19 protein-coding genes and 1 tRNA gene are annotated in these 17,280 nt (G+C 68.3%); 11 read left to right on the forward strand and 9 right to left on the reverse strand.

The genetic code is table 11. From position 1 onward, the window contains the following. The first annotated feature begins 15 nt into the window (after positions 1–15). Both KAJ83_RS14240 and KAJ83_RS14245 read left to right on the forward strand, forming a co-directional pair. The gene (locus tag KAJ83_RS14240) at positions 16–639 is read left to right on the forward strand and encodes a Smr/MutS family protein (protein ID WP_210682745.1); all 624 of its coding nucleotides are present in this window, start codon (positions 16–18) and stop codon (positions 637–639) included. Beyond that, positions 636–986: a helix-turn-helix domain-containing protein gene (locus KAJ83_RS14245; RefSeq protein WP_210682746.1), complete on the forward strand. Its 351-nt coding sequence runs from the start codon at positions 636–638 to the stop codon at positions 984–986. The genes KAJ83_RS14240 and KAJ83_RS14245 overlap by 4 nt, the downstream gene beginning before the upstream one ends. A 9-nt stretch (positions 987–995) precedes the next feature. On the opposite strand, the gene cobM is transcribed toward KAJ83_RS14245, so the two are convergent. The 7 genes from cobM to KAJ83_RS14280 form a co-directional block, all read right to left on the reverse strand. Further along, positions 996–1,769 (reverse strand): precorrin-4 C(11)-methyltransferase, encoded by a 774-nt coding sequence (cobM, locus tag KAJ83_RS14250; protein WP_210682747.1) that lies wholly within the window; start codon positions 1,767–1,769, stop codon positions 996–998. A 67-nt stretch (positions 1,770–1,836) separates the two neighbouring features. Next, positions 1,837–3,666, reverse strand: coding sequence for a precorrin-3B C(17)-methyltransferase (gene cobJ, locus KAJ83_RS14255; protein ID WP_210682748.1), 1,830 nt, complete (start codon positions 3,664–3,666; stop codon positions 1,837–1,839). Further along, positions 3,663–4,394 carry a precorrin-2 C(20)-methyltransferase gene (gene cobI, locus KAJ83_RS14260; RefSeq protein WP_210682749.1) on the reverse strand — a complete coding sequence of 244 codons (732 nt, stop codon included), beginning with the start codon at positions 4,392–4,394 and terminating at the stop codon, positions 3,663–3,665. The genes cobJ and cobI overlap by 4 nt, the downstream gene beginning before the upstream one ends. Before the next feature lie 21 nt (positions 4,395–4,415). Then, on the reverse strand, positions 4,416–5,663 hold the full coding sequence (cbiE, locus tag KAJ83_RS14265; protein ID WP_210682750.1) for a precorrin-6y C5,15-methyltransferase (decarboxylating) subunit CbiE: 1,248 nt from the start codon (positions 5,661–5,663) through the stop codon (positions 4,416–4,418). Then, entirely contained in the window at positions 5,660–6,316 is a 657-nt protein-coding gene (locus KAJ83_RS14270; protein ID WP_210682751.1) for a precorrin-8X methylmutase, read from the reverse strand. Before KAJ83_RS14270 ends, cbiE begins: the two co-directional genes overlap by 4 nt. Continuing rightward, positions 6,313–7,278, reverse strand: coding sequence for a hypothetical protein (locus KAJ83_RS14275; RefSeq protein WP_210682752.1), 966 nt, complete (start codon positions 7,276–7,278; stop codon positions 6,313–6,315). The genes KAJ83_RS14270 and KAJ83_RS14275 overlap by 4 nt, the downstream gene beginning before the upstream one ends. A gap of 71 nt (positions 7,279–7,349) precedes the next feature. Next, complete coding sequence (locus KAJ83_RS14280; RefSeq protein WP_343222014.1) at positions 7,350–8,528, reverse strand: sirohydrochlorin chelatase; 1,179 nt, start codon at positions 8,526–8,528, stop codon at positions 7,350–7,352. Positions 8,529–8,884: 356 nt separating this feature from the next. Between KAJ83_RS14280 and KAJ83_RS14285 the strand changes: the two genes are divergently transcribed. Continuing rightward, entirely contained in the window at positions 8,885–9,352 is a 468-nt protein-coding gene (locus KAJ83_RS14285; protein WP_210682753.1) for a hypothetical protein, read from the forward strand. A 50-nt stretch (positions 9,353–9,402) separates the two neighbouring features. On the opposite strand, the gene KAJ83_RS14290 is transcribed toward KAJ83_RS14285, so the two are convergent. Next, positions 9,403–9,478, reverse strand: a tRNA-Ala gene (locus KAJ83_RS14290). Between the two features lie 106 nt (positions 9,479–9,584). Then, positions 9,585–9,905, reverse strand: coding sequence for a TIGR02300 family protein (locus tag KAJ83_RS14295; protein WP_210682754.1), 321 nt, complete (start codon positions 9,903–9,905; stop codon positions 9,585–9,587). A gap of 236 nt (positions 9,906–10,141) precedes the next feature. Here KAJ83_RS14295 and KAJ83_RS14300 point away from each other — a divergent pair, with 236 nt between their 5' ends. The 8 genes from KAJ83_RS14300 to KAJ83_RS14335 all read left to right on the forward strand — a co-directional run bounded on the left by KAJ83_RS14300 (position 10,142) and on the right by KAJ83_RS14335 (position 17,267). Continuing rightward, positions 10,142–10,660 carry a hypothetical protein gene (locus tag KAJ83_RS14300; RefSeq protein WP_210682755.1) on the forward strand — a complete coding sequence of 173 codons (519 nt, stop codon included), beginning with the start codon at positions 10,142–10,144 and terminating at the stop codon, positions 10,658–10,660. Positions 10,661–10,903: 243 nt separating this feature from the next. After that, entirely contained in the window at positions 10,904–12,238 is a 1,335-nt protein-coding gene (gene aroA, locus KAJ83_RS14305; protein ID WP_210682830.1) for a 3-phosphoshikimate 1-carboxyvinyltransferase, read from the forward strand. A 69-nt stretch (positions 12,239–12,307) separates the two neighbouring features. Continuing rightward, complete coding sequence (locus KAJ83_RS14310; RefSeq protein ID WP_210682756.1) at positions 12,308–13,096, forward strand: hypothetical protein; 789 nt, start codon at positions 12,308–12,310, stop codon at positions 13,094–13,096. Between the two features lie 89 nt (positions 13,097–13,185). After that, a complete protein-coding gene (locus KAJ83_RS14315; protein ID WP_210682757.1) occupies positions 13,186–13,392 on the forward strand; it encodes a hypothetical protein in 207 nt (68 codons plus the stop codon). Between the two features lie 103 nt (positions 13,393–13,495). Next, positions 13,496–14,167, forward strand: a complete 672-nt coding sequence (cmk, locus tag KAJ83_RS14320) for a (d)CMP kinase (protein WP_246484569.1) — start codon at positions 13,496–13,498, stop codon at positions 14,165–14,167. A 213-nt stretch (positions 14,168–14,380) separates the two neighbouring features. Further along, the gene (gene rpsA, locus KAJ83_RS14325) at positions 14,381–16,111 is read left to right on the forward strand and encodes a 30S ribosomal protein S1 (RefSeq protein ID WP_210682758.1); all 1,731 of its coding nucleotides are present in this window, start codon (positions 14,381–14,383) and stop codon (positions 16,109–16,111) included. Positions 16,112–16,612: 501 nt separating this feature from the next. Further along, the gene (gene ihfB / locus KAJ83_RS14330; protein WP_210682759.1) at positions 16,613–16,903 is read left to right on the forward strand and encodes an integration host factor subunit beta; all 291 of its coding nucleotides are present in this window, start codon (positions 16,613–16,615) and stop codon (positions 16,901–16,903) included. A gap of 10 nt (positions 16,904–16,913) precedes the next feature. After that, positions 16,914–17,267 (forward strand): lipopolysaccharide assembly protein LapA domain-containing protein, encoded by a 354-nt coding sequence (locus KAJ83_RS14335; protein ID WP_210682760.1) that lies wholly within the window; start codon positions 16,914–16,916, stop codon positions 17,265–17,267. Positions 17,268–17,280: the final 13 nt, after the last annotated feature.

Here is a 17,280-nt window from a genome sequence, read left to right on the forward strand (position 1 = left end):
GGAAGGGCCCCGACCATGGCATCGAGGAAATCGGACGAGGATCGCGATCTCTGGGCCGCCGTGACCGCCACGGTCCAGCCGCTCCACGACCGTCCCCGCGCCGCCCTCGGCCTCGATGATCACGGCGAGGGGGATGAGGAAGCCCCTTCCCCCAAGCATCGCGCCGACCCGAAGCGGGCGGAGCGTCAGGCCGTCGCGCGGGAACGCATCCTGCGCGCCGCCGCCGAGGCCGCGGCCCAGGGCCGCGCCGCGCCGCGCGCGGGGGCGGTGGCTCCCCCGCTATCGGCGGGGGAGAGCCCCGGCCTCGACCGCCGCACGGCCAGCCGCCTGAAACGCGGCAAGCTTTCGATCGACGGGCGGCTCGACCTGCATGGGATGAGCCGGGAGGCGGCCCAGACCGCGCTCATGGATTTCATCCTGGCCGCCGAGGCCGCCGGAAAGCGCTGTGTCGTCGTCGTCACGGGCAAGGGGCGCGGCATCCTGAAGGAAAGCGTGCCGCATTGGCTGAACCTGCCGCCGCTGCGCCAGCGCATCATCGCCTTCGACACGACGCGGCCCGAACATGGCGGGGACGGCGCGCTCTATGTCCTGTTGAAGCGTCGGCGGGATCGCGCGGGTCCGGGGAGTGACCGCCGATGACGCCCTTCGGCCGAAAGCTGCGCGAAATGCGGGAGGCGCGGGGCACGTCCTTGAGCGAGATGGCGGAGGCCCTCGGTGTTTCCGCGGCTTATCTCTCCGCGCTGGAGCATGGCAGGCGCCCGCGCCCGACGCCCGCGCGCCTCGACCAGATTTGCGCCTATTTCGGGGTCATCTGGGACGAGGCGGAGGCGCTCAAGGATCTCGCCCGCCTCTCCAACCCGCGCGTCACCATCGATACCGCCGGCCTCTCGCCGGAGGCGACGGCGCTCGCCAACCGCCTCGCCCAGCGTATCCGACACCTGGATCGGGAGGAGATCGCGGCGCTGCTGCGCAAGCTGGAGGGATAGGCGGGCGCCTCACTCCGCCTTCGGTCGCAGCACGTGATGATGGTCGGCGGCATAGAGGCGGCTATCCTCGAACGCCGCCGACAGTCCGTCGGGGTCGAGCGTCCGGCCGACCAGGATCAATGCCGTGCGGGTGATGCCCGTCTTCTTCACCTTGTCCCGGATATCGGCCAGCGTGCCGCGCAGGATCATCTCGTCCGGCCAGGTGACCCGATAGCCGACGGCGACCGGACAGTCCGCGCCGTAGAAGGGCGTCAACTCCCGCACCAGCTTGGCGAGATTGTTGACCGAGAGATGGATGGCCAGCGTCGCGCCGCTGGCGGCGAAGGTCGCCAGATCCTCCCGGTTCGGCATGGCGGAGGCGCGCACCGCCGTGCGGGTCAGCACGATGGATTGCGAGACGCCGGCCAGCGTCAACTCCTGCCCCAGCGACGCGGCCATCCCGGCATAGGCCGGCACGCCCGGGCAGATCGCATAGGGAATGCCCAGCGGTTCCAGCCGCCGAATCTGCTCCTGGATCGCGCCATAAAGCGACGGGTCGCCGGAATGGACGCGCGCGACATCCTGGCCCTTATCATGTGCGGCCTCGATTTCCGCCATGATGGCATCGAGGTCCATGGGGGCCGTGTCGATCACGCGCGCGCCCGTCGGCGCCTCCGCCACCACCTCCGCCGGGACGAGGGAGCCGGCATAGAGACAGACCGGGCACCGCTGCACCAGCTTTAGCCCGCGCACGGTAATCAGGTCCGGGGCGCCGGGGCCGGCGCCGATGAAATGGACGGTCATGACGTTCCGATCCTCTTTGTAACGATAAAATCCAGGCGGCGTGGTGACCGATCCGGACGACTTGCCTTCAAGGGTTGGCCTCGCCCCGTTTGCGCGCATAGCCCCGGGGCGTGAAAAGGCGTGGCGTGCCCGCCTGATCGAAGGCGCGGCTCTGGCTGTTGCCGATCAGGACAAGGGTCAGCATATCGACCGTTTCGGGATCGAAATCGGAGAGCGTCACGAGATCGATCGCCTCCTCCGGCCGGCCGAGGGACCGGCAGATCGCGACCGGGGTCTCCGGCGGGCGGTGGGTGGCCAGGATGCGCTTCGCCTCCGGCAGAAGGGTTCGGCGGCGCTGGCTCTGGGGATTGTAGAAGGCGGTGACGAAATCCCCGGTCGCGGCGGCTTCCAACCGTTGCATGATCGTGTCGCGCGGGGTCAGCAGATCGGAAAGGCTGATCAGGCAGAAATCATGCCCCATCGGCGCGCCCAGGCGCGCGGCCGCCGCCTGGAAGGCGCTGATGCCGGGGACGACGGTCAAGGCCACGGCGCGTTCCGCCCGGCTCCCGCTCTTCTCCACCAGCTCCATCACCAGGGTGGCGAGCGCATAGATCCCCGGATCGCCGGAACAGACCAGCGCGACGTCCCGTCCCTCCGCGGCCAGCGCCAATGCCTTGGCGGCCCGTGCCTCTTCCGCGCCCAGCGCGCTTTCATGGGTCGGCTTGCCGCCGATCAGATCGCGCGCGAGGTCGAGATAAAGGCCATAGCCGACCACCACCTCCGCCCGGCGCAGGGCCGAGACCGCCTCCGCCGTTCGCCATGCCGCGTCGCCGGGGCCGATGCCGACCACGCTGAGATGTCCACGGGCCCGGCCGCGCGCCGGATCGACGGCCATCCCGTCGGCGGCGCGGGCGATGGCCAGGGTGTAGCCATCTCGTTTCACTTTCGGAACAACAAGCGATGCGCCGGGCCCGGCGAGCGCCAGGGCCGAGGCCTCCGCCACCCCATGGCATCCGACCTCGCGGAAGACGGTCTCGGAGGGATTGGCGAGGCGTGGGGTCTCCGCCTCCAGCGCCGCCGCCGGGAAAAGCCGCAATGGACGATCCAGCGCCCGGGAAAGCGCCGCCATCGCGGGTTCGTCCGCCTTCAAATCGATGCTGCCGATGGCGGCGACGGCGGCGTCGGCGAGTCCCGCCTCCGCCAGCGTCTCGCGCGCCAGATCGACCAACCCCTGGGCCGGGGCCAGCCGCTCGCACCCCACGCCGATCGCAAGGCTGGGCGGATGGATGTGCAGGGTGGCGGATGCGTCCTCCGCCGGGCGGTGGTCGCTGATCGCGATGTGGTAGGGGGCGTCGTCGGTCGTCCCGCCATCGGGCAGGATGGGCCAATCCCCCGGGCCCGCCGCGCGCGTCAGGCGGACCGATTCGCCCGCCAGCAGGGCGGCGGCGATATCCTTAGCGGCTTCCGGATTGGCGACATGCCAACCCGGCGGCGGATCGTCGAGCGCGAGACCCAGCGCCACCTCCCCCGCCGTCGTCACGGCGGCATGCCCGCCCAGCAGGTCGGCGATGCGCCGGGCCAACCGATTGGCGCCGCGATGCCCGCCCAGAAGCGGCACCACGCTCGCCCCATCCTCGGACAGGGCCAGGACCGGCGGTTCCGCCCGCTTGTCGCCGAGATGGGGGGCCAGCGCGCGGATCACGATCCCGGCGGCGCAAAGCGCGACGATCGGACGGCCTTCCCGGAACAGGTCGGCCAGATATTTCGTTGTCTTATCGAAATGATAATCGGCGCGGCCGACACGGCCCACCCGGCCATGCACCGTGCCGCCGCCCAGCGCGGCGACGAGCCGATGGGCCAGCGCTTCACCGCCCGCCGTCAGGGCCAGGATGACGGGATCGTCCGATTCATCGATCATTGCGTTTTCGACCATACTGTTCCGCGCCGGTGGGCGAGGATCATCGAGAAATAAGGCGCCGTATCCTCCACCAGATCGGCGAGCGGCAGGACCCGTTGTTCCGCCATGCTGGCATGGCTGATATAGCGCGCATGCTCGGCCAGCCCGGTTTCGGCCAAGGCCCGCTTCACCTTGGCGAGATGGCGGCCGACCTTGATGATGGCGACGGCCTCCGCCCGGGCGAGGCATTCGACCAGCGCCGTTTCCTCCAGCGGGCCGGGCAGGACCGTGAGTACGTCGTTGCGCGCGGCCAGCGGGGCATGCGCCGCTGCCGCCGTGGCGGTCAGGGCGGAGACGCCGGGCACCACCTCCGTGCGGAATCGCTCGGCCAACCGGGCGAAAAGATACATGAAGCTGCCATAGAAGAAGGGATCGCCCTCGCACAGCACGGCGACGTCCCGACCCGCCGTCAGATGCGCGCCGATCGTCTCCGCCGCCTCGTCATAGACGGCCTGGGCGGGGAAGCGCGCGGGCACCATCGGCATGCGGATGGCGATTTCCTCCCGCCCCTCGGGGATGTGCGGGGCGGCGATGCGCCGGGCCATGGAGTCCCCCTCCAGCGGCGCGGGATAGGCGATCACCGGCGCCTCGCGCAGGATGCGCGCGGCCTTCAGGGTCAACAGCTCCGGATCGCCGGGCCCGACGCCAAGGCCGAAGAGTGTGCCGGCGGGCTTGTCGCGCGCGCTCATGACGGATTTCGCTTCCTATTCCTACGCATGGGGCTTGGTCCAGTGATACTGCGTGACCGGCATCAGCGGCCGCCAGCCGTGATAGGGTCCGACCGGGACCAGGTGGGAGACCGCGATCCGGCTCATCTCCCCCCCCTGCTCCCGGTGGAGGGCGGTCAGCGCGGCCTCCCCCTCCAGCGTCACGGCGTTCGCCACCAGCCGCCCGTCGGGGGCGAGCGCCGCGCGGCACGCCGCGACCAGCCCCGGCGTGGTCAGCCCCCCGCCGATGAAGATGGCGTCGGGGCGCTCGTCCCCGCCCGCCGGATCGTCGAGCGCCCCCGGCGCCTCCCCCGCCCGGATGGCCAGGGTGGGGGTGCCGAGGCGCGCCGCGTTCTCCGCGATCAGGGTCCGCCGTTCCGCCGATCGCTCAATGGCGACGGCGCGCCCGCCCGCGCGCATCCATTCGATCGCGACGGAGCCGCACCCCGCCCCCACGTCCCACAGCAACGCGCCCGGCGCCGGCGCCAGCGCCGCCAGGGTGGCCGCGCGCACCTCCCGCTTGGTGAGCTGCCCGTCATGGCGGAAGACCGCGTCCGGCAGGCCGGGCACGCGCGGCTGCCAAGACGTTCCGGGCGCGGGCGACAAGGCGACCGCGATGGTGTTGAGGTCCGGTTGGCGGTCGTGGGTCCAGCCTTCGGCCGTGCCCTCGACCCGGCTTTCGGCCGCGCCACCCAGATGGGATAGGACGGTCATCGCGCTGGGCCCCCATCCGGCCACGCGCAGCGCGTCCGCCACCCGGGCCGGGGTGTCGCCATCCTCCGACAGGATGAGGAGCCGCGCCCCCGGCTGCAGATGAAGCGAGAGCAGCGAGAGCGGCCGGCCATGGAGCGTCAGCCGCGTCACCTCCTCCAATGGCCAGCCGAGCCGCGCGGCCGCCAGGGCGAAGGCACCGGCCACCGGATGCACCGACAGCGCCGCATGTCCGAAGACCCGGCCCAGCGTCACGCCGATGCCGTAGCTCATCGGATCGCCGGTCGCCAAAACGCAGACCCGCCGCCCCGCCGCCGCGCGGATATCCGCGACGGTCTCGGACAATGGGCTTTTCCAACCCATGCGCTCCGCCGGGTGATCCGCCGGCAGCATCGCCAGATGCCGCGCGCCGCCGACAACCAATTCCGCATCCGAAACGAGTTGGCGCGGCGCCGCCGCCAACCCGTCCAGCCCGTCTTCTCCAATCCCGACGATCGAGAGCCAGGGGGCGGGTGGGGAAGGTTCCGGCCCGTCGCTCATGCCCGTGTCTCCTCCGGATTGCCGGCGGCCAGCGCGTTGACCGCCGCCGCCGCCAGCGCGCTGCCGCCTTCCCGCCCGGTCAATGTGATATGGGCGAGGCCGAGGTCGGCGGCCGCCTCGACCAGCGCCGCCTTGGATTCCGCCGCGCCGACGAAACCGACGGGAAAGCCCAGGATCAGGGCGGGTTTCGGCGCGCCGGCCGCGACTGCCTCCAACAGCGCGAAAAGCGCCGTCGGCGCATTGCCGATGGCCACCACGGCGCCGGCCAGCCAAGGCTCCCACAGCGCGACCTGCGCGGCCGAGCGCGTGGTGCCCAGCCGCGCGGCCCGGCCCGCCACGCCCGGCGCGTCGATCAGGCAGATCAGGTCGTTCTCCCCCGGCAGGCGCGCACGCATCACCCCGGCCGCCACCATTTTCGCGTCGCACAGCACCGGCGCCCCGGCGTCGAGCGCGGCGCGCCCCGCCGCCGGCGCCCCGTCCGACCAGCGCAGATCGGCGGCGATTTCCGGTCGCCCGACCGCATGGATCAGCCTGAGCGCCATCGGATGCAGCGCCTCGGGCAGGGCGGAGAGGTCGGCGGCCGCCCGGATACGGCGGAAACTCTCCGCATAGATCGCCTGCGGGTCGCGGATATAGTCGAAGGATCGGGTCATGCCGCGTGGTTTTCCCTTTCCGCGCCGGGATCGCCCGGGGTCAGGGCGGGCCGGTCCGTGACGCCCAGAATCCAGGCTTCCTCCCGCTCCACATCCGCGCGGGCCGCCGCGTCCAGCCCCGGATCGCCGAGGAACAGCGGGGCGAGCGCGCCTTCCCCGTCGCGCGCGGCGAGCGCCTTGGCGACGGCGGCGACCTGGCCGGCGTCCTTCGGCTTCCCCGGGATCGCTTCCGGCGCGACCAGGCTCGGATAAAGCTCCGCCAGGATGATCGTGCCCGCCGGGGCGTCGGTCAGCCCGGTTTCGAACGGCCAGATCTGTGTCGCGAAGGCAAGCGCGGGGTCGGTGCGGATTTGCCAGACGCGCGGAATGCCGGTCAGCGCCTGACCCCCGGCCGATCCGGCATAGGCCAGCTTCCAGACCGGCTGGGTGCTGGGCACGCGCCGTTCCGTCGCGCGACGCTCCGCCGGTTCGCCCGCGCGCCGCGCCCGGCGGCCGCGCGCGGCCAGGGTCGGCCCCTCCCGGCCCGCCGGGCAGCCCCAGAAGGGAAAGGCCTCCCCCGTCATCGCGGCGTTGAGGGTCGATCCGACATCGAAACGATTATTGGCGTTATTCTCCCCGTCGCTCAACAGCGCATCGATCCGCGCCCAGAGCTTACGCCATTCCAGCCCGCCCGCGAGGCCCAGCGCCGCCGCCGTCCCGGCCGGATAGCCGAAGGGGAAATCGAAGCCGATCACGGTCCGCCCGCCGCGCGCCAGACGCTCCCCCGCCAGCGCGATCAACCGCCGTGTCGCTGCCGCGCGTGTCGGCGGATTCTCCAGAACCGAAAGCGTGGCCCGGGCTTCCCCGCGCTCGTCGGCGCCGCGATCCACCACGCCGATCCATATGGAATCCTTTCCCCGGACCGGCCTGGACGCTGCCGACCAGTCCACGGCGATATAGTGATCGAAGAGCGGCGCGGTCATGGTCCGTCGCATGGCTGGCGGTCGGGCGGTTGTCGGATGGGCGGGAGACGGGTGGAAAGCGGCTTCGGTGCTCACCCGGCGCCGGAGGGGTCGCCGGGCATCCGCACGCCTTCCGTCATCGACCGGGGTCCGTGCGGATGATCCGCGCGCGGATAGGGGTGGTGGTGATGGTCATGGCCGTGCCCATCATGATCGTGCCCATGGTGATGCTCATGGTGATGGCCGTGTTCGTGATGGTCGTGCTCATGCTCATGCCCATGATCGTGATCATGGCCCGGACCGGTGCCGATCCCCTCGACGTGATGGTGATGGCTTTCCTGGGCGAGGCCCACCTCGTCCTCGAAGCCGAGGACCTGGGCGCGGTATTTGCACATCTGGCAATTCATCATGTTGGTGCCTTCGAGGATCTCGCGCACGCGTTCCGCGAAGGTCTCCATCACCATCGGATGATCGTTGAGATAGCCGGCCTTGAGGATTTGCAGGTCGGGATGGCGCGCCGCCACCGCGTCGGCATGATCGTAGATCCGCTGCACCAGGATTCCGGTGAAGAGGAAATAGGGAAAGACGATCACACGCTTGTAGCCGAGGCGCGCGGTATGCTCCAGGGTCGGCTGGACCAGCGGGAAGGTCACGCCGGAATAGCCGACCTCGCACCAGCCGAATCCCATCCCCTCCCATAGCATGCGCGCCATCTTGGCGACGTTGGAATTGGCGTCCGGGTCGGAGGCGCCGCGGCCGATGACGACGAGGCAGACCTCCTCGTTCGCCAGCGCCCCGTGGCTTTCGTTGGCGGCGTCGACCGCCTCTTGCACCCGGGCACTGGCCGCCTTCAGCATCTTCAGGTCGACCGCCAGCTCGCGCCCATAGGTGATCGTGACGTCGCCATGCTGGGCGGCATAGGTATTGAGGACACTGGGGATATCGTTCTTGGCATGGCCGGCGGCGAACAACATGCCCGGCACCGCCAAGATACGCGTCGCGCCCGCCGCGCGCAGATTGTCGAGGCCGGTGCGGATGATCGGCGTCGCGAATTCCAGGAAGCCGTAATCGACCGGCAGATGCGGCCAGCGCGCCTTCAGCGTCGCGGCGATCGCCTCGAATTCCCGGACCGCGCCCTCGTCCCGGCTGCCATGGCCGCAGACCATGATGCCGATCTTCTCGCCGCCAGCATGGGTCGGAATATGGAACGGATCGTCTCCGCCCCCGCTCTCGGCACCGTCGGTGCGGTGCGCGTTCTTTACCTTGGACATATTTGCCCCCGTCCTGCTCGGGTTCTCATTCGGGTCGAACGGCCCGGCCATGACGATCGGATGACGGCATGTCGGGACCGTGCCGCGCTTGCTTCATTTGCCCCGGTGGCGGCGGCCGGGTACGCATGGCGCGGACCCTATCAGGGGTCGATCACCCTGTCAGTCGTGAATGCGGCCCCGCCTGTCGAGGAGGCGCCTCCAGTGGCCATGGCGGGTTTTCATCGGGCGCGGCCATATGCTGGGTGACACGGAAATGGCCAGGGAATATCCCGCATAGGATGCATATGATTTGCTGGACTTGTTACCCTTGGTTGATACAACTAGCTTGTGGAAAATAAACAACGGTTTAGGTCGGCATGCAGGGGATGCGCGCGGCGATATTATGCGGTCTGCGGGACGCCGCCGTCGAGCGGCGACTGGAAGCCGCGTGCGCGCATTTCGGTGGCGCCCGCATCGTCACCGCTCACGATACCGCCTCCTTGCTGCGCGGTCTCGGGCATCCCGAGTTGGCGGTGGTGGTCGCCGATCTGAAATTCGGTGAAACCGATATCTTTGAAATCCTGCGTCTGGTCCGCGCCCGGCCCGATGGCGGCGCGATCGGGGTGCTGCTCGCCCTGCCCGCCATGGAAACGGATCCGGCCGCGACGCCGACCGGATCTCGGAGGGGACGGTTGGGAGGGATCGGTTCGGGGCAGTCCATCGACTATGTCGCCATGGCCCGCACGCAGGGCGTCGCCGGAATCATCCCACCGTCCCTCGACACCGATGATTTGCTGGCCCTGATCGCGCCCTATATTCGCGAACGCTACCGTCAGGTGCGGTGAGGGCCGGGGTCCGGAACGACGAAACCCCCGGGTTTCCCCGGGGGTTTCGGTGGTGGAGCCGAGGGGAATCGAACCCCTGACCTCTACACTGCCAGTGTAGCGCTCTCCCAGCTGAGCTACGGCCCCTGATCGCGGTGCGTCCCGCCCCGGAAGGGCTTCCTGAATTGGACGCGCCGTCTATATAACCCTCGACCGGGCACGCGCAAGCGCTATTCGCGTTCGCGCGTATCGGTCAGCTGTCGTCGTCGTCATCCTCGCCGGCGACACCGGGCACGTCGCCGTCATCGTCCAGATCGCTGGTATCCTCGAGAACCGAATCGTCGTCGTCGTTCTCGCTATCCTCCAGCGTGTCCTTATCGTCCGATTCGGCTTCCTTGACCTTCGCCTTGCTCTTGTCCTCCGGCGCTTGACGGCTGCGCTTCAGCTTCGTCGCCGCCTCCGGATCGAAGACCGTCTCGCACTTCGGACAGACGATCGGATCGTTCCGCATATCGTAGAACTTGGCGCCACAAGACAGGCAGGTGCGCTTCAAACCCCATTCCGGTTTCGACACGTATCCGATCCTCCAAACCCAGCGCCCGAACAAGGCCGCAATTGGCCACTGTCCGACAATGCGCGGCGCAATGCCAAAAACGCGCCTCGGTGTCAAAGCTTAAAACCGGCCCCGGGCAGGAAAACCACGCGCCACGGAAAAAAGTGGGTGGAGGCACCGCTACCTATCCCGGTTGGCCCGGCACTTGCTTGCCTGATCTTCGACGGGTTTTGCACAATGGGCTCACCGGTTCGGACATGATCATGGATCCTCTTTCCTCGACCGCTCATTCCCCGGGCGCCAGCGCGAGCGGTTCGAGATCGCCGGGAGTCGACCCGCGCCAGGGTGGCGATGGAAGCGCGGCGGAGCGCATCGCCGATGTTGGCTTCGGCCAATGGCTGGAGGAGATGCAGGCGCGCAAGCGCGAGGAATTGCGCGAGCGAATCTTGGCCGAGATGGGGCTGACCCCCGATAAGCTGGCCGAGATGGATGGCGAGGCTCGTGCGCGCATCGAGGCGCTGGTCGAGCAGAAGATCGCCGAGCGCGCGGCGGCCGAGCGTGGTGACGACACCGTTGGAGAGGATCGGGCGGAGGCGCGCGAGAACGCGTCCACCGTCCGCCCCGGCGGCCAGCTTGGGCGGCTCGATGCGGCGCTCATGGCGGCCTTGTTCGACGATCGTGCCGCTGGACCCGAGGCACCACCTGAGACATCCGGCGAGGCCGATGCCGCGCCCGCTTCCGCGCACGGCCGAACGCCCCCAAACCCCTTCACGTAACCCCTTCCGCGTGGTTCCGGCCCCGGCCCTGAACTTGGGCCCTGAACTTGGACCCTGGCTTGGGCGAGGAGGGCGGGCTTGCGCCGCCCGACCCGCATGCTATGACCGCGAGGAGAGAGGGTGCGTCGCGGGATGCGCCCCGAAGGTTTCCTCCCCGCCGTCGGCTGGGACCGCCCGACGGTCGCGCGCTCCCGGAAGGATCGTGTTCTTATGTCCGCCTCTTCTCATTCCGCCCCCGGGGACATGGCCGCCACCCCCATAACGGCGCATTCGGGGGCCAGGCTTTCCGGTATCGCGCGGGTTCCGGGCGACAAATCGATTTCCCACCGGGCGGTGATGTTGGGCGCGCTCGCGGTCGGCGAGACGCGGGTGACCGGCCTGCTGGAGGGGGAGGACGTGCTGGCGACCGCCGCGGCCTTCCGCGCCATGGGCGCGGGGGTGGCGCGCGGGGAAGACGGCGTCTGGACCATCGCGGGCGTCGGGCTCGGCGGGCTGGGGGAGCCGCCGGACATCCTCGACATGGGTAATAGCGGTACCGCCGCGCGGCTTCTTCTGGGGGTGTTGGCGGGTCACCCGATCCGTTGCTTCCTCAATGGCGATGCCAGTCTGCGCAAGCGGCCGATGAAACGGGTGGCCGATCCGCTTACAGCCATGGGCGCGCGGATCGAGAGCCGTTCCGGCGGCCGCCTGCCGTTGATGATCGACGGCGCGATGGCGGTTCTGCCGGTTCGCTACGAACTGCCCGTCGCCTCGGCTCAGGTGAAGTCGGCGGTGCTGCTCGCCGGGCTGATGGCGCGCGGCGAGACCACGGTGTTCGAGCCGGCGGCCACGCGCGACCATACCGAGCGGATGCTGGGCCATTTCGGTGCCACGGTGCGGGTGGAGCCGCGCGATGGCGGCCTAGGCCCGGCCGTCACCGTGGTGGGGGAACCGGAACTGACCGCCGCCGATATCGCCGTGCCGGCCGATCCCAGCAGCGCCGCCTTCCCCATCGTGGCGGCCCTGATCACGCCGGGCTCAGAGGTGCGAATCCCGGGTGTCGGCCTCAACCCCACGCGCACGGGTCTCTTCGTGACCCTGCGGGAGATGGGCGCGGACCTGGCGATCGAGAACGAGCGCGAGGAGGGGGGCGAGCCGCTGGGCGATATCGTCGCCCGCCATTCCGCCCTGACCGGTATCGAGGTGCCGCCGGAACGCGCGCCCTCGATGATCGACGAATATCCCGTCCTGGCCGTCGCCGCCGCCTTCGCCGAGGGCCGCACCGTGATGCGCGGCGTGGGCGAGCTGCGGGTCAAGGAATCCGACCGCATCGCGGCGATGGAAGCCGGCCTCGCCGCCAATGGCGTCGCCACCGAAAGCGGCGCGGATTGGCTGATCGTGGAGGGGCGCGGCGCCGGGGACGTGCCCGGCGGCGGCCCGCCGGTGGAAACCCATCTGGATCACCGCATCGCGATGAGCTTCCTCGTCATGGGCCTCGCCGCGCGGAACCCGGTCGCCATCGACGACGGCCGCGCCATCGCCACGAGCTTTCCGGGCTTCGCGGATTTGATGACCGGGCTGGGGGCGCGCTTGGCCTAGAAATTTCCGGCGATTTAGATAGTATGCCCCGATTAAGGCTCTTCATGGTGGTTGTTTCGGGCCGGGGCGATGCGCGAGCCGATCGATTACAGCGATAAGATCAACGATCTTCGTCTTGACTATATCAAGACCGCGAATGCCGATATCGAGAGCAGGATTAACGGTACGACAGGATCGCTTAGCGTAATCGTCGCATCGATTACCTTTCTCGTGCTCGGGGCCATACAACTCTTCTTCGATGGGATCGGCCATTTCGGGCTGAGTCCCGGGCTAGAGGACGGCGATATCGTTGGATATCTGGCGCTTCTAGGGGAAAACTCCCGGATCACGAGGTTTTCCTGGCTCATGCTGATGGGGTTCAACACCAGTGTTTTCTGTGCCCTGCTGTTCAGCATTTTCGCCGTGGTGAAAATCGCGGCGGCAATGGCGGCCGCATCCGATGCCCGGCGGGGGAACTCCAGGAAAGGCTATTTCTTTTATGCGGAGCCGCTTTCGACCTTCGATGCGCAGGTCGAGAAGCGGCTGGTGGAAGCACGGACGCAATTGCCGGCCCATCTTCAGACGGCCGAGGCCCTGCCCGGCACCTTGCATGAGTTGCGCATGGAGATCACGATCGGCACCTATGACCAGCTATACCGCGCGCGCCTGGATTTCCTGTTGCGTGTCCGGAAAGAAATCCGTGGAGCAGTGCGGTGCACGGTCTACGGTTTCGGCGCGCTGCTGACGGGTGTCTCGTCAATCATGCTCAACGGATATTTCGGGTTCGAGCATCCATCGCTTTCAAGCGTGATATGGTATAGTCTGTTCGCGGTCGTTCCGATTCTCGTCGCGACGACGATGGTCGGGGAGCGAGGATGATGCGTCGAATGGTTTTTCGCCGGACGGTTCGTCACCATGTATGGTGCCATCCCGTATGCGATGGTTTCCGTGGGTGAGGATTGGGTGGAATGAGCAAGGCGAAAGTCCCGGACGAAGGCGGGGACGGCGATGCCCCCGCGAGCGTGGGTCGGCGGATTTCGGCCGCCGAGTGGGCGCGGGCGCACCGGGATTTGCTGCAGCCCGTGACGATCGGCTTCGCCGATGCGACAAGCAACAGTCTTTCCCATATCGACGTCGTGGTCGAAGGGACCAAGAAGACCGTCGTCACCGAATAGACGCCCATGCCGCTCCGGGAATCGCTTTTTTCTTGCCCGACCGCACTTCTCCTTGCCAAAAGGCCGGGGTATCGCCGGACTCGCTAAGGGCCGTAAGGATTCCATGATCACCATCGCTATCGACGGCCCGGCCGCCTCGGGCAAGGGGACGCTCGCGCGCCGGATCGCGACGCATTTCGATTTCGCCTATCTCGATACGGGCAAGCTCTATCGCGCGGTCGGCATGGCGGTTCTGCGCAATGGCGGCGACCCGGCGGACGAGGAAGCGGCGGAGGATGCGGCCCGCGCCCTCGATCCCGTGGCGCTGGAGGACGAAGCGCTGGCGCGTGACGACGCGGCCCGGGCGGCCAGCCAGGTGGCCGCGCATCCGGCGGTGCGATCGGCCCTCATGGATCTCCAACGGGGGGTCGCGGCCTCTCCGCCGGAGGGCAAGGCGGGGGCGGTGCTGGACGGCCGCGATATCGGCACGGTGATCTGCCCGGACGCCACGGTGAAGCTCTTCGTCACGGCCGACGTGGAAGTGCGCGCGGACCGCCGCCACAAGGAGTTGCTTGATCGTGGCAATGCCAGTATATACGCGCGCGTTCTGGAGGATCTGCGGGAGCGCGACGCGCGCGACCGCGACCGGGAAACCGCGCCGATGCGCCCCGCCGACGACGCCCATGTGCTGGACACGTCGGATATGACGGCGGACGCGGCCTTCGACGCGGCGCTCGATCTGATCGAGGCGGCCGTGCGCGAGGCGCTCGAGAAATCGGGCGACGAGGCGGAATAGGAGCGGAACAGGGACCGACCCGTAAGGACGTTCCTGACTTCCGTGCCGAGGATCCATCCGGACCGATAGAGTATCAGGCAGCCATTCCGGTCTGCCGGCGGGATGCGTCCGAGCCCCACGACGCGCTTTCCCGCCCGAACGCATTTGGGGTGAGACCGCCGGAGCCAACCGGTCGGCCGGGATATGATCGACGACGAAAGGAACACAATCATCATGGCGCAAGCCGCAGGTAAGGAAAGTTTCGCCGACCTCCTCGAGGAGTCGCTCGGCGACCGCGATCATCTCGAAGGCACGGTCATCAAGGGGACCGTGGTTTCCGTGGATAACGACATGGCGCTGATCGACGTCGGCCTGAAGGCCGAGGGTCGCGTCGCGCTCAAGGAATTCGGCGCCCCCGGGCAGCCGGCCGAACTCGCCCCCGGCGACGAGGTCGAGGTCTTCGTCGAACGGCTGGAAGACAAGAACGGCGAGGCGATGCTGAGCCGCGAGAAGGCCAAGCGCGAGGAATCCTGGATCCTGCTCGAAAAGCAGTTCAATGCCGGCGAGCGCGTTACCGGTACGATCTTCGGCCGGGTCAAGGGTGGTTTCACCGTCGACCTCAACGGCGCCGTGGCGTTCCTGCCGGGCAGCCAGGTCGATATCCGTCCGGTGCGTGACATCACCCCGCTGATGAACACGCCGCAGCCCTTCCAGATTCTCAAGATGGATCGCAGCCGCGGCAACATCGTGGTTTCCCGCCGCTCCGTGCTGGAGGAAACGCGCGCCGAGCAGCGCAGCGAGCTGATCGAGAACCTGAAGGAAGGCCAGGTGCTCGAAGGCGTGGTGAAGAACATCACCGACTACGGCGCCTTCGTCGATCTCGGCGGTGTCGATGGTCTGCTGCACGTCACGGATATCTCCTGGCGGCGCATCAACCACCCGTCCGAGGCGCTGTCGATCGGCCAGACCGTCAAGGTCCAGGTCATCCGTTTCAACCCGGAGACCCAGCGCATTAGCCTCGGCATGAAGCAGCTCGAGGCCGATCCGTGGGAGGGCGTCGAGGCCAAGTATCCGGTCAACGCCACCTTCACCGGCCGCGTGACCAACATTACCGACTACGGCGCCTTCGTGGAGCTGGAGCCGGGGATCGAGGGCCTCGTCCACGTCTCCGAGATGAGCTGGACGAAGAAGAACGTCCACCCGGGCAAGATCGTCTCCACCTCCCAGGAGGTCGAGGTGATGGTGTTGGACGTCGATCCGCAGAAGCGCCGCATCTCGCTCGGCATCAAGCAGGTGCAGGCCAATCCGTGGGACGACTTCCTGGATCGCTTCCCGGTCGGCGCCGAGATCGAGGGCGAGATCAAGAACATCACCGAGTTCGGTCTGTTCGTGGGTCTCACCGATGAGATCGACGGCATGGTTCACATGTCCGACATCGACTGGAACACGGCGCCGGAGGAGGCGCTCGGCCGCTACACCAAGGGCGATGTGGTCAAGGCGAAGGTGCTCGACGTCGACGTCGACAAGGAGCGCATCTCGCTCGGCATCAAGCAGCTCGAGAGCGATCCGTTCGAGGAAGCCCTCGGCGATGTCAGGAAGGGCCAGGTCGTGACCTGCACGGTCACCAAGGTGGTCGATAACGGCCTCGAGGTGACGGTGAAGGACGGCGTGCCGGGCTTTATCCGCAAGGCCGAGCTCAGCCGCGAGCGGTCCGAGCAGCGCCCCGACCGTTTCGCCGAGGGCGAGAAGGTCGACGCCAAGGTCACCGCGATCGACAAGGCGAGCCGCAAGCTCAGCCTTTCGATCAAGGCCTACGAGACCGCCGAGGAAAAGGAGGTCATGGCGACGTACGGCTCCTCCGACTCGGGTGCCTCGCTCGGCGACATTCTCGGTGCCGCCCTGCAGCAGAAGAAGCAGGATATCGAGAAGAGCCAGAAGGACGGCTCGGACAACGAGGAGTCCTGATTCCTGACCGGATCGGGTCCGTCGCGACGTGCCCGATCCGACTCCGCCCCTTAACGGGCGCGGGCATGAGACGCGCGAGCCGGGGCCTCCGGGGCCCCGGCTCGTTGCGTTTCGGCGTCATGGCGCATGGGACCGACTCGGACGGTGCCCTTTTCACCTTGACGGTATCACGGCCGTTTGGCAGGCTTTTCAATGCTCTAACCAAAGGCATCCGATCGTCGCAGGATTGGGGCAGAACGGGGCTCCGACGCGCGGACGCGTATCGGGCTGAAACGGTCGGCGCGATCACGATCCGCCATTCGCATCGGCATCCGGCGCCGGCATCACGGCCGGGCGCGGGTGGTGGGCCGGAGATGGCGCCGGAGCACAGGGATCGGTTCGGACGGCGCGTTTCCGCAAGGGGGCGGGATGCGCGGTCGGGGACACCGGACCGAAACGCATCCGCGCGGACGGCGGGCAGGGCGCCGAACCGGCCGCGCGTGACCAAGGGGTTCGAACGATATGACGCGGTCCGAGCTGATCTCCCGTGTTTCGCAACGCTATCCGGAACTCTACCAGCGCGAGGTGGAGCGCGTGGTCACCACGATCTTCGACGAGATCGCCGGTGCGCTGGCCCGGGGCGACCGGGTCGAGTTACGGGGGTTCGGGGCCTTCTCCGTGAAGAGTCGCGATGCCCGCACCGGGCGCAATCCGCGCACCGGCGAGCCGGTCGACGTGGAGGCCAAGACGGTCCCCTTCTTCAAGACGGGAAAGCAGCTTCGCGATCGGTTGAACGGTCACGACGGAGGATGAGAGAGCGGCCATGCACCGTCTGATCGGACTTATCATCGGTCTGCCGATCCTGTTGATCGGTGCGTCCTTTGCCGGGTCGAACCTGCAGACGGTCCGCCTCAGCCTGTTCCCCCTGCCCTTCGAGGCGGAAACCACGGTCGCGCTGACCGTCTATGTCGCGCTGGTCGTTGGCTTCGTCGCGGGCGCGGTGATCGCCTGGTTCGGGGCCGGCCGGCTTCGTGCCCGTGCACGCGACAACGAGATCGCCGCGCGCCGTGCCCGCAATGAGGTGGAGCGCCTCAAGACCAAGGCCGAGCGGAATGCGAGCGCCGCGCTGGAGGCCCCGAAGGGCGGGCGGCCGAAGGCGATCGCTGCCGGCCGTTAGGTCGGGCCCGTCA

It is taken from the genome of Marivibrio halodurans (genome assembly GCF_017963645.1).
Taxonomy (GTDB): Bacteria; Pseudomonadota; Alphaproteobacteria; order UBA8366; family Aestuariispiraceae; genus Marivibrio; species Marivibrio halodurans.